General features: G+C 69.9%; 8 protein-coding genes and 1 other RNA gene. 1 reads left to right on the forward strand and 8 read right to left on the reverse strand.

The features are described from left to right. Window positions 1-7 precede the first annotated feature (7 nt). The 8 genes from IEW87_RS13660 to ffs all read right to left on the reverse strand — a co-directional run bounded on the left by IEW87_RS13660 (window position 8) and on the right by ffs (window position 11,291). Window positions 8-1,312, reverse strand: coding sequence for an aspartate kinase (locus IEW87_RS13660; protein WP_188712951.1), 1,305 nt, complete (start codon window positions 1,310-1,312; stop codon window positions 8-10). An 80-nt stretch (window positions 1,313-1,392) separates the two neighbouring features. Continuing rightward, the gene (gene recR / locus IEW87_RS13665; RefSeq protein WP_188712952.1) at window positions 1,393-1,986 is read right to left on the reverse strand and encodes a recombination mediator RecR; all 594 of its coding nucleotides are present in this window, start codon (window positions 1,984-1,986) and stop codon (window positions 1,393-1,395) included. A 12-nt stretch (window positions 1,987-1,998) separates the two neighbouring features. Next, the gene (locus IEW87_RS13670; RefSeq protein WP_188712953.1) at window positions 1,999-4,542 is read right to left on the reverse strand and encodes a DNA polymerase III subunit gamma and tau; all 2,544 of its coding nucleotides are present in this window, start codon (window positions 4,540-4,542) and stop codon (window positions 1,999-2,001) included. Window positions 4,543-4,594: 52 nt separating this feature from the next. Next, complete coding sequence (locus tag IEW87_RS13675; protein WP_188712954.1) at window positions 4,595-7,048, reverse strand: glycoside hydrolase family 65 protein; 2,454 nt, start codon at window positions 7,046-7,048, stop codon at window positions 4,595-4,597. Further along, window positions 7,045-7,782, reverse strand: a complete 738-nt coding sequence (locus IEW87_RS13680) for an HAD family hydrolase (RefSeq protein WP_188712955.1) — start codon at window positions 7,780-7,782, stop codon at window positions 7,045-7,047. The genes IEW87_RS13675 and IEW87_RS13680 overlap by 4 nt, the downstream gene beginning before the upstream one ends. Further along, window positions 7,779-9,023, reverse strand: a complete 1,245-nt coding sequence (locus IEW87_RS13685; protein WP_188712956.1) for an acetate/propionate family kinase — start codon at window positions 9,021-9,023, stop codon at window positions 7,779-7,781. Before IEW87_RS13685 ends, IEW87_RS13680 begins: the two co-directional genes overlap by 4 nt. After that, the gene (gene pta, locus IEW87_RS13690; protein WP_188712957.1) at window positions 9,020-11,134 is read right to left on the reverse strand and encodes a phosphate acetyltransferase; all 2,115 of its coding nucleotides are present in this window, start codon (window positions 11,132-11,134) and stop codon (window positions 9,020-9,022) included. Before pta ends, IEW87_RS13685 begins: the two co-directional genes overlap by 4 nt. A gap of 60 nt (window positions 11,135-11,194) precedes the next feature. Then, window positions 11,195-11,291, reverse strand: an RNA gene (gene ffs / locus IEW87_RS13695) — signal recognition particle sRNA small type. Window positions 11,292-11,341: 50 nt separating this feature from the next. On the opposite strand from ffs, the gene IEW87_RS13700 reads away from it, so the two are divergent. Then, complete coding sequence (locus tag IEW87_RS13700; protein ID WP_188712958.1) at window positions 11,342-12,316, forward strand: AAA family ATPase; 975 nt, start codon at window positions 11,342-11,344, stop codon at window positions 12,314-12,316. Window positions 12,317-12,334 lie beyond the last annotated feature (18 nt).

Below are 12,334 nucleotides of genomic sequence, written 5' to 3' on the forward strand. Positions count from 1 at the left end.
GGGCCGGTCAGCGGCCGGTACCGGCGTAGACCGTGGCCTCGACGTCGCCGTCGAGCCCGTATGCCGTGTGGACGGCGCGAGCGGCCGCGTCGAGGTAGGCGTCACGGAGCACGACCGAGATGCGGATCTCACTCGTGGAGATCATCTCGACGTTGATGCCGTTGCTGCTGAGCGCCTCGAACAGCGTCAGCGAGACGCCCGAGTGCGACCGCATGCCCGCGCCGACGACCGAGAGCTTTCCGATCTCGTCGTCGAAGTAGATGTTGTCGAATCCGAGCTCGTCGTGGTCGGCCTTGAGCTGTTTCGCGACGGCCTCGGCCTCGTCCTTCGGCAGCGTGAACGAGATGTCGGTGTGGCCCGGGCTCGCCGACTGCACGTTCTGCACGATCATGTCGATGTTCGCACCGAGCGCTGCCACGCGCGAGAAGATCGCTGCGGCGGATCCGGGAACGTCGGGCACACCGACGACCGTGATCTTCGCCTGACTGCGGTCGATCGCGACGCCCGCGACGACGGGCTCTTCCTTACCGATGACATCGGACATGGCTTCTCCCTTGGCCAGGCGGGGATCTGGCATCCCGTCGCCGAGTACATAGGTGCCCTCGTTCGGCGTGAACGTGGAGCGTGCGTGGATGAGGACGTTGTGGCGGCGGGCGTACTCCACCGCGCGGATGTAGAGGACCTTGGCGCCGTTCGCCGCCAGCTCGAGCATCTCCTCGGCACCGATGACGTTGAGTTTCTTCGCCATCGGGACGACGCGCGGGTCGCACGTGAAGATGCCGTCGACGTCGCTGTAGATCTCGCAGACGTCGGCCCCGAGTGCCGCGGCAAGCGCGACGGCAGTCGTGTCGGATCCGCCCCGCCCGAGGGTCGTGATGTCGCGGGTGTCGCGGTTGAATCCCTGGAACCCGGCGACGATGACGACGGCGCCATCGTCGAGCGCCTCGCGGAGGCGCACCGGGGTGACGTCGAGGATCCGCGCGGAGCCGTGGTCGGCCGTCGTGATCATGCCGGCCTGGCTTCCCGTGAAGGAGCGCGCCTCGTAGCCCATCGCGTGAATCGCCATGGCGAGGAGCGCCATCGAGATGCGCTCGCCGCTCGAGAGCAGCATGTCGAGTTCGCGCGGCGCCGGTTCCGGCGCGACGTCGGCGGCGAGCTCGAGCAGGTCATCTGTCGTATCGCCCATCGCGCTCACCGCGACGACGACGTCATTGCCCGCCTGCCGCGCTTCGACGATCCGTTTCGCGACGCGCTTGATGCTGGCGGCGTCTGAGACGGAGGATCCGCCGAATTTCTGCACGATCAATGCCACTGTGTAGCTCCCGGGTGGTGCGGTGACTGGTGGGCCCAGCGACCCAGTTTAGGTCGGAACGCCTCGGAGACAGAATCGAGCTAGGCGGAACGGCGGCCCTCGAAGGCGCGGCCGAGCGTGATCTCATCGGCGTATTCGAGGTCGCCGCCGACGGGAAGACCCGAAGCGAGGCGCGTGATCGTGATGTCCATGGAGGTCAGCAGGCGACTGAGGTACGCGGCGGTCGCCTCGCCTTCGAGATTCGGGTTCGTGGCGAGGATCACCTCTTGCACGGTGTCGTCGGCGAGACGGGTCATCAGCTGCTGGACGCGCAGGTCGTCCGGCCCCACGCCGGAGATGGGGCTGATCGCACCGCCGAGCACGTGATAGAGCCCGCGGAACTCGCGCGTGCGCTCGATGGCTGAGACGTCCTTCGCGTCCTCGACGACGCAGATCAGGGCCTGGTCCCGTCGCGTGTCCCGGCAGATCGAGCAGAGCTCGGCCTCGGAGACGTTGCCGCAGCGGTCGCAGAACTTCACCCGTTCGCGCACTTCGCTGAGCAGGTGCGACAGGCGCGAGACGTCGAACGAGGGTGTCTGGAGGATGTGGAAGGCGATGCGCTGCGCCGACTTCGGTCCGACGCCGGGCAGCCGACCGAGTTCGTCGATCAGTTCCTGGACGATTCCGTCGTACATTCGTGGTCTTCCTTACTGGAACCGTGTGGGCGGCGTGAATTCCTCTTCGTGGAGGAAAGTCGCGCCGAGCTTCTGTCGTACGACGGCCTCGCCGTAGCGCTGCACGCCGTCGTCGAGGCGCACCTGTCGCGACTGCACCGTCGGCCCGGAGTCGGCGACCTGCGCAGCGGACGGGGGCGCCTCGCCGCTGGGCGCGGCGCCGCTGGGCGCGGCGCCGCTGTCGTCAGCCGGATCCTCGGTTGCGGCCGGTGCCGCGGCCTCGGGCTCGGCCGCGAAGGGCGGCGGCGCGGCCGCGAGCGCGGGTTCGGCCGTCTCGGCGCCGGGGATCGGCGCGACGGCCCATCCCGGCGCGGCGGCGTACGACGTCGTCGTGGGACCGGTCGCGTCGTCGGGCGGACCGTCTTCGGCGGGTGGCGCGTCTTCGACGGGCGGGGGCGCGTCGTCAGCCGGTGCCGGGGCGCCCGGGACGTGCCGGGCAAGGAACTTCACGCGCACGCCGGTCACGTCCCCGATCGCGACGCGGAGATCCTCGCTCACGCCGGATCCGTCCGGAGCGCGGGTCTTGAAGTGGCCGAGATCGGTCTGGTTCGTGAAGGCCAGGCCGACGACATCGTCTGCGACGTGCGCGGGCGTCGCAGACTGGAGGACGAGCCAGGACTCACGACTCGCGTCCTCGATAGCCGAGAGGATCCGCGGCCACGCATCGGTCAGTGCCGCGAGGGTGAGCGCGGCGGGCGCTGCAGGCGTCGGCTCGGCCGCTGCAGGCGCGGCGGGTGCCGGCCCGGCCGCAGCGGATGCCGGCTCGGCCGTGCCGGGTGTCGCGGTCGCCCACGCGGCGGCCGGCACGTCATCGGATTCCGGCGGGCCACTCGGCGCCACCGTCGTCGACCCGGCGGGGGCTGCCCCGGGAGCCGCCGTCGGCTCTGCCGCGGCGGGCGGAGCTGCGGGCTCGGACTCCGTGTCAGCCGTCGGAGTGGCGGGCGCCGCGACGGAATCTGACGTCGCGGCCGGTGCGGCGGGTGTCTCGGACGCGTCACCTGCCGACGCGGAAGGTGCGGCGGACGCATCCGATGCCGTGCCCGCGGGGTGCGTGGACGTCGTCGTCACCTGCTCGGTCGACGGTGCACCGGGTGGTGCGGTCGGCGGAGCGGCGGGCGGAGCGACCGCCGCGGCCGGAGTCGTCTCCGACGGCGCTGCGGCAGGCGGGGCTGCGACAGACGGCTCTGCAGGTGCTGCGGCGGCGGGCGGCGCCGCAGTCGTTTCGGCGGCAGCCGGCGATGCGGCGGCGGGCGGCGCGGGCTCCGGTATCGGAGTGGCCTCCCTCGACGGCGACGCGCCGGTGCGCGCTTCCGGCCCCGCACCGGATGGCGACGTCGCGGTGGCGGGCGCGCTGCTGCGGTCGGGGGCGCCGCCGCGGGAAGCGCCCGCGGCTGATCCGGGCTCTTCTCCGACGGCGCCGTCGGCCGTGAGCACGCGTGCGACGAGGAGCTCGAGCTGCAGTCGCGGAGACGTGGCTCCCGTCATCTGGTCGAGCGCGGCGCTGACCAGATCGGCGGCGCGCGACAGGCGGGCGGTGCCGTACGCGGCTGCCTGCATCTGCATCCGCGCGAGTTCATCGGCGGGACGGCCGCGCAGGACCGACGCGGCGTCGTCCCCCGTCGCGGCGATCACGATGAGGTCGCGCATGCGCTCGAGCAGGTCGTCCACGAAGCGTCGCGGATCCTGCCCCGTCTGCACCACGCGATCGACGGCGGCGAACGCGCCGGACGGCTGCGCGGAGGCAAATGCATCCACGACCTCGTCCAGCAGTTCGCCGTGGGTGTACCCGAGCAGCGCGACGGCGCGCTCGTACGAGACCGACGCCCCCTCGGAGCCCGCGATCAGCTGGTCGAGGATCGACAGCGTGTCTCGCGGTGAGCCCGCGCCGGCGCGCACGACGAGCGGGAGCACGCCGGGATCGGGCGCGATGCTCTCCTGCCCGCACAGCTGTTCGACGTAGTCGAGCATCGCCGCAGGCGGGACGAGCCGGAAAGGATAGTGGTGCGTGCGCGAACGGATCGTGCCGATGACCTTCTCGGGTTCGGTCGTCGCGAAGATGAACTTGATGTGCTCCGGCGGCTCCTCGACGAGCTTCAGCAGAGCGTTGAATCCCTGGGGCGACACCATGTGCGCCTCGTCGAGGATGAAGATCTTGTAGCGGTCGCGTGCCGGGGCGAAGACGGCGCGTTCACGCAGATCGCGTGCGTCATCGACGCCGTTGTGGCTCGCCGCGTCGATCTCGACGACGTCGAGGGATCCGCCGCCATCTCGCGACAGCTCGACGCAGCTCTCGCACGTGCCGCACGGGGTGTCGGTCGGCCCCGCGGCGCAGTTCAGGCAGCGCGCGAGGATGCGGGCGGAGGTCGTCTTACCGCAGCCGCGCGGACCGGAGAACAGGTATGCGTGCCCGATGCGATCGGTGCGCAATGCCGTCATGAGCGGTTCGGTCACCTGGGACTGACCGATCATCTCGGCGAACGCCTCGGGGCGGTATCGGCGGTACAGGGCTGTGCTCACGGTTCCACCCTAGGGCTGAGGTCAGACATGAATCATCGATCCGGGCGATCGATCACTCGGGCACCTCGTAGTAGTCGATCGACGGCGGCACGCTCGCGTGCGGATAGACGCCGTCCTCCGCGCGCCGGCGCAGCCGCGGGCGCCCCGGGCGGACCGGCCCCTGGTCGGCGAGCGGAACCACGATGCGTGCTCCCGGCGCCACGGTGAAGTTCTCTCCGCGCACCGCAAATGCCACGGGCTTCCCCTCCCCCGCACGGGCGCCGATCTCCAGCTCAGCGGGGCGCACCGTGACGTCGATGCGCGTCCCACGCCACGTCAGCGGGAACGACAGCTCGGGCCAGGCGGCAGGAAGTCGGGGGTCGAAGCTGAGTTCGCCGCCGTGATCCCGCATGCCGCCGAATCCGCTTACCAGGGCCGTCCACGCGCCGCCGGCAGCCGCGATGTGCACGCCGTCTGCCGTGTTCCGATGCAGGTCCGCGAGATCAACGAAGAGCGAGTGCTCGAAGTATTCGAGCGCGAGCTCCTGGTAGCCGACCTCGGCGGCCATCACCGCCTGCGCGACGCCCGACAGCGTGGAATCTCCTGTCGTGAGCGGGTCGTAGTACTCGAAGTCGGCGAGCTTCTCGGCCTCCGTGAAGGCATTCCCCTGCAGGAACTCCGCCAGCACGACGTCCGCCTGCTTGAGCACCTGGAACCGGTAGATCACGAGCGGGTGGAAGTGCAGCAGCAGCGGACGGTGTTCGTCCGACGTGTTCTCGAGATCCCACAGCTCGCGCTCCAGGAACAGCGCGTCTTGCGGGTGGATGCCCGCCTCAGCGCTGTACGGGATGTGGATCGCGTCGCCGAGCCGCTCCCAGTCGTCGGCCTCCTCGGGACGTAACGCGAGGCGATCCGCCATCGCCCGGTACCGCTCGGGGGCGCGATCAGCCATCTCTCGCACGACGCGAGCGGCCGCGCGCACGTTGAACCGAGCCATCACGTTCGTGAAGAGGTTGTCGTTCACGACCGTCGTGTACTCGTCCGGACCGGTCACGCCGTGGATGTGGAACGAGTCCTCGCGCCAGAAGCCGAGCGTCGACCAGAGGCGCGCGGTCTCGACGAGCAGATCGACGCCGTCGCTCGCCATGAACGCCTCGTCGCCGGTAGCGCGCACGTACTTCACGAGCGCATACGCGACGTCGGCGTTGATGTGGTACTGCGCCGTGCCGGCGGCGTAGTAGGCGGATGCCTCCTCGCCGTTGATCGTGCGCCACGGGATGAGTGCCCCATCCTCGCTCAGCTGCGAGGCCCGACGCCGTGCCGCGGGGAGCGTCGAGGCGCGCCACCGCAGCGCATTGCGCGCCCAGGTGGGCGAGGTGTAGTCGAGGAACGGCAGCACGTAGATGTCCGTGTCCCAGAAGTAGTGCCCGCTGTAGCCGGATCCCGTCATCCCCTTCGCGGGGACGCCCCACCCATCAGCGCGTGCCGACGCCATCGCGACCTGCAGCAGGCCCCACCGGATCGCCTGTTGGAGCTCATCGTGGCCCGGCACCCGCACGTCGGAGCGGTCCCAGAACGCATCGAGGAACGCCCGCTGCCGCGCGAAGTGCACCTCGGGGCCCGCGGCGGTCGCGCGATCGAGCGTGCGGCGGCCGCGGTCGATCAGCTCCGCCACGGGGACACCGCGCGAGGTGTGATAGCTGACGTACTTCGTGACCGTCACGGGGACGCCCGCCTTCGCGTTCACGCGGAAGACGTTGCGAGAGATGTCCGCTTCGATGAGCCCGCGCGATTCGAACTCGTTCTCGGTCTCGACCACGTGGTCGGCGACGACCGCGAGCGTCATGCCGCTGGACGCCGCGCGATACGACAGCGTCGATCGCGTGCCCACCTGCCAGTGCTCCTGCGGGTCGAGCACTCGCTCCGTGATCTGCTCGGCCTTGCGCGGATCCGCGCGGTGCGCCGCGGCGGGGCGGCCGCCGTAGACGTCTTCGCCGTCCTGGCGGTTGATGATCTGACAGTTGACCACGACCGGCGCGTCGGCGTTCAGCACCGTGACGCTCATCTGGAGGACCGCGAGGTGGCGGTCCTCGAACGAGATCATCCGGGTCGACTCGAGCAGCACTTCCTTGCCCGTCGGCGTCACCCATCGGACCCGTCGGCGCTGCGTCGCGTCGCGGAAGTCGAGGCACCGTTCGTACTCGGTGATCTCCGCCATGTCGATCGACATGGGCTCGTCGTCGACGTACACGCGCATGATCTTCGCGTCGGGCACGTTCACGATCGTCTGCCCGACCTCGGCGAAGCCGTAGGCGTTCTCCGCATGCCGGATCGGCCACGTCTCGTGGAACCCGTTGATGAACGTGCCGTGCTCGTGCGCCTGGAGCCCCTCGGGGTGGTCAGCGCGCATGCCGAGGAAGCCATTGCCGATAGCGAACGTCGTCTCCGTGACGCCGAGGTCGGCCTCGTCGAAGCGCGTCTCGACGAGACGCCACGGGTCGGTCGGGTAGCGTTCGCGGTCGATCATCGGGTCTCCAGCAGGTCGGCGAGGTCGGTCACGATGTGGTGGGCGCCGGCGGCGCGCAGGCTGTCGGCCCCGACGCCGCGGTCGACGCCGATGACGAGGCCGAAGCCCCCGGCGATGCCGGACTCCACGCCGGCGAGCGCATCTTCGACGACGACGGTCCGGGCGGGATCCACGCCGAGCGCGCGGGCGCCTTCGATGAAGACGTCGGGGGCAGGCTTCGAGGGGAGGTTCCGTTCCTCCGCGACGACGCCGTCCACGACGACGTCGAACCGTTCGCGCAGGCCCGCGGCGCGCAGGACGATGTCGGCGTTCTTCGAACTCGAGACGACTGCCACCGGCGTCCCGGCACGCTCGAGCTCGTCGAGCAGGGCGACGGATCCCACGTACGGCGCAATGCCGTCACGTCCGAGGACGCGGGTGAACGCCGTGTTCTTGCGGTTGCCGACGCCGCAGACTGTCGGTGTCTCAGGCGGATCCGTCGGGTCGCCCCACGGCACCTCGACGTCGCGACTGCGCAGCAGCGCGGCGACGCCGTCGTAGCGCTTCTTGCCGTCGACGTAGGCGAAGTAGTCCTCGTCCGTGTACGGCGGCGTGATGTCCCAGGCGGCGAACAGCTCGTCGAACATCGTCTGCCACGCGTGCATGTGCACCTCGGCAGTCGGGGTGAGCACGCCGTCGAGATCGAAGAGGACGGCCTCATAGTCCTGCAGGCGGGGGGTGGCGCGGTCGGTCACTCGGCTCTCCGGAAGGTTGCGGCGTGGAGGGTCTGACGGGCGATTTCGACCTCTTCGTCAGTTGGTACGACGAGCACGACGATATCGGAGTCGTCTGAGGAGATCTGTGCGATCTCACCACGCGGCACCGATCGATTCCGGTCATGATCGATCCGTACCCCGAGAAAGCCGAGCCGATCGAGCGCACGTTCGCGGATCAGGGCGGCGTTCTCGCCGACGCCCGCGGTGAAACTGATCACGTCGGCACCGCCGAGCTGTGCGAGATAGGCGCCGGCATAGGCGCGGATCCGGTGGACGTACACGTCGATTGCGAGCTGCGCCGCCTGGTCGTCTGCCTCCGCCCGAGCGACGAGATCGCGCATGTCGTTCGCGCCAGCGAGCCCCACGAGGCCGCTGCGGCGGTTCAGGAGGTCGTCGAGGTCGTCCGTGTCATACCCAGCGGTGCGCTGCAGGTGGAGCAGGATCGCCGGATCGACGTCCCCCGTGCGGGTGCCCATCACGAGGCCCTCGAGTGGGGTGAATCCCATCGACGTCTCGACCGAGCGCCCGCCATCGATGGCGGTCACCGAGGCCCCGTTGCCGAGGTGGAACACGATCTGACGGACGGTCTCGAGCGGCCGACCGAGGTGCGCGGCAGCCTGCTCGCTCACGTACTTGTGGCTCGTGCCATGGAAGCCATATCGACGGATCCGGTGTCGGCGGGCCACCTCACGATCGAGCGCGTAGGTATATGCCTCCGGCGGCATGGTCTGATGGAACGCCGTGTCGAAGACGGCGACATGGTCGACGTCCGCGAACGCCGCTCGGGCGGCCCGGATCCCCTCGAGCGCCCCGGGATTGTGCAGCGGCGCGAGCAGGGAGAGGTCGTCGATCGACTCTTCGACGGCGTCATCGACGATCGTGGCCCGGAAGAAGCGCGCTCCGCCATGCACGACCCGGTGTCCGACCGCGTCGGGGCGATGCTCGTCGAACGACGGCCCGTGCGCAGCGAACGCCTCGAGCATCACGGCGAAGCCGGTCGTGTGATCGGGAATCGCCCGGGTCAGCTGCTGCGTGACGTCGGCCACCGTGGGCGCCGGCTCCCCCGCCTCGGCGTGCGCGACGACGGTGTGCGTCGCGACGCCCACCTTCTCGCCGATCCTCTCGACGAGGCCGTGGGCGAGCACCCGTTCGGCGAACATATCGATCAGGCGATACTTGAACGAGGACGACCCGCTGTTGACGACGAGGACGACGCTCATCCGGCCTGTCCGGTCTGCGCCTGGATGGCGGTGATCGCGACGGTGTTGACGATGTCCTCGACGAGCGCACCGCGCGAGAGGTCGTTGATCGGCTTCGCGAGCCCCTGCAGCACGGGCCCGATGGCGACCGCACCGGCCGACCGCTGCACGGCCTTGTAGGTGTTGTTCCCCGTGTTGAGGTCGGGGAAGACGAACACCGTCGCACGTCCCGCGACGTCCGAGTCGGGCAGCTTGGTGCGGGCCACGGCCGCGTCCGCCGCGGCGTCGTACTGAATCGGCCCCTCGATCGGCAGCTCGGGAGCGCGTTCCCGCGCGAGCGCCGTCGCCTCGCGCACCTTCTCGACATCCGCCCCGGATCCCGACGCGCCCGTCGAATAGGACAGCATCGCCACGCGCGGATCGATCCCGAACAGCGACGCGGTCTCGGACGACGAGATCGCGATGTCCGCGAGCTGAGTGCTCGTCGGATCCGGGATCACGGCGCAGTCGCCGTAGACGAGTACGCGATCGGCGAGCGCCATGAGGAACACGCTCGAGACGACGGAGACGCCGGGCGCGGTCTTGATGATCTCGAAAGAGGGGCGGATCGTGTGCGCCGTCGTGTGCGCGGCACCGGAGACCATGCCGTCGGCGTCACCCAGATGCACCATCATCGTGCCGAAGTACGACACGTCGCTGACGAGGTCCGCCGCCTGGTCGTAGGTCATGCCCTTGTGCGCGCGCAGCCGCTGATACTCGGTGGCGAAGCGGTCGACATATGCCGGCTCGAACGGACTGAGCACGTCGGCGGCGCGAATGTCCAGGCCCAGCTCGACGGCGCGAGAACGGACTCGCTCCGGATCCCCGAGGATGGTCAGCTGCGCGACCGAGCGCTCGAGAAGGATCGCGGCGGCCTTCAGGATGCGGTCGTCGTCGCCCTCCGGGAGCACGATGTGCCGGGGCGCGGATCGGGCGCGCTCGAGAAGCTGATACTCGAACATCAGCGGCGTCACGACGGTCGCGCGGGCGATGCCGAGCACGCGGGTCAGTTCGTCGATGTCGACGTTCTGGTCGAACAGGCCGAGCGCCCGGCTGTAGCGCTGCGGGCTCGAGGCGGCGAGCCGACCGCGCGCGGTCATCACGCGCATGGCGGTCGGATACGTGTCACCGGGCGTGGTGATGATCGGCAAGCGCGGGCCGAGGCCGTCGATCAGCCGCTGCAGGATGTCAGGAATCGCGGCGTCGCCGTTGAGCACGATGCCTGCGAGCGACGGGAAGGTTCCCGACCGGTGGGCCGTCAGCGTCGCGAGCAGGGCATCGCTGCGATCGGCCGGCACGATCACGACATCACCCTCGTCGAGGCGGGCGAGCACGTTCACCATCGACATCGCCGCGACCGTGACCCCGAGCGCCTCACGCGCGAGCAGCTGCTCATCTCCGGCGATCAGCGTGCCGTCGACGGCGCGCAGGACGTCACCCATCGTCGGCGCGACGAGAAGCGGATCCTCCGGCAGCGCCCACACCGGACCGTCCTCGACGCGCGCCGCGACCGCCGACACGATCTCGGCGGCGAGCGCCGCGTCCGCCCTGTTGACGATCGTCGCGGCGAGTTCGGCATTCTGTCGGCGCAGCTCGAGTACGGAGAGCGCAGCGATCTGCCCCATCTGCTCCGGCGAGCGCGGCGGCGCGGATCCGAGGGACTCCGCCGAGCCGTGCGGCTGGCGGCCGCCGAGAACGAGCAGCACGGGCGCGCCGAGGTTCGCCGCGATGCGCGCGTTGTAGGCGAGCTCGGCTGGGCTCCCCACATCGGTGTAGTCGCTGCCGAGCACGACGACCGCGTCGCACTGCGCCTCGACCCGCTTGTAGCGCGCGACGATCGTCGAGAGGGCCCCCTCGGGATCCGCGCGGACGTCGTCGTAGGTGACCCCCACGCCGTCGTCGTACGCGAGGTCGACGTCGGTGTGGTCGAGGAGCATCTCGAGCACGTAGTCACGTTCGGACGTCGAACGCGCGATCGGGCGGAACACGCCGACGCGCGGCGCCACACGGCTCAGCGAATCGAGCACGCCGAGGGCGACGGTCGACTTGCCCGACTGCCCCTCCGCGGAAGTGATGTAGATGCTCCGTGCCACGCGATTCAACCTACCCGCGTCGCGTGGGCGGCTGGAAGCCCTGGGCGGATCCGCCGAGACGAAAAAGACTCTCCGCGTACCCGGCAGAGCCCGGTTACCCTTGCTACGTTTCCGTCCTGGGGGAGTTGGCCTGGATGCCGTCACGCGGAGAGCTGATCCCAGCTTATCAGCCTGAGCGGACCGGTCGCCTGGCTAGGCTGACGAATGATGCCGGAGACAACGATGACCCCAGACGCATTCCAGTCGACCACCGATCGGATCGAGAACACGATCCGCGGCGTGATCGACGGGAAGGACGAGGCCGTGCGCGCCTCGCTCATCGTGCTCCTCGCCGAGGGCCATCTCCTCGTCGAGGACGTGCCGGGCGTGGGGAAGACGATGCTCGCCCGCGCGCTGGCCGCGTCGATCGACGCCGACGTCCGCCGGATCCAGTTCACACCCGATCTGCTGCCGGGCGACGTCACGGGCGTGTCGGTCTACAACCCGGCGACGCGCGAGTTCGCGTTCTCCCGCGGCGCAGTGTTCGCGAACGTCGTGATCGCGGACGAGATCAACCGCTCCTCCCCCAAGACCCAGTCAGCGCTGCTCGAGGCGATGGAAGAACGCCAGGTGTCGGTTGACGGCACGACGCATCTGCTGCCGTCCCCCTTCCTCGTCGTGGCGACGCAGAACCCGCTCGAGATGGACGGCACGTACGCGCTGCCCGAGGCACAGCTCGATCGCTTCATGATGCGGATCTCGATGGGGTACCCGGACATGGACTCCGAGGCCCTCATGCTCCGCCAGCGCGACACGCACAATCCTCTGACGGATGTCCGCCCCGTCGTGACGCTCGACGAGGTCGCGGGCCTCGTGGCGTACGCACACCGCGTCCACGTCTCGCCCCTCGTCGAACGCTACGCGGTGACTCTTGCCCACGCGACCCGGTCGCATCCCGACCTGCGGCTGGGTGCGAGCCCTCGGGCGACGCTGCAGCTCGTCCGCGCCGCCAAAGCGACGGCGGCACTCGCCGGCCGGGACTTCGTGATCCCGGATGACGTGTCCTCGCTCGCGAACGCCGTCTTCGGACACCGGCTGATCCCGGCGCGGCACGCGGCGACGGGCCGCACGTCGACCGACGCCGCCGCACGCATCGTCGAGCAGATCATCGGCCAGGTGCACGTTCCCGTGGCGGATCGGTGACACGGCGGCGATCGAAGA

Origin of the sequence: Microbacterium faecale (genome assembly GCF_014640975.1) — a bacterium.
GTDB classification, from domain to species: Bacteria; Actinomycetota; Actinomycetes; order Actinomycetales; family Microbacteriaceae; genus Microbacterium; species Microbacterium faecale.

Excerpts from the sequence above, each read along its gene's own strand:
- recR (WP_188712952.1), bottom strand. The coding sequence starts at position 1,986 with ATGTACGACGGAATCGTCCAGGAACTGATCGACGAACTCGGTCGGCTG.
- IEW87_RS13675 (WP_188712954.1), bottom strand. The coding sequence starts at position 7,048 with ATGATCGACCGCGAACGCTACCCGACCGACCCGTGGCGTCTCGTCGAG.
- IEW87_RS13685 (WP_188712956.1), bottom strand. The coding sequence starts at position 9,023 with ATGAGCGTCGTCCTCGTCGTCAACAGCGGGTCGTCCTCGTTCAAGTAT.
- IEW87_RS13700 (WP_188712958.1), top strand. The coding sequence starts at position 11,342 with ATGCCGGAGACAACGATGACCCCAGACGCATTCCAGTCGACCACCGAT.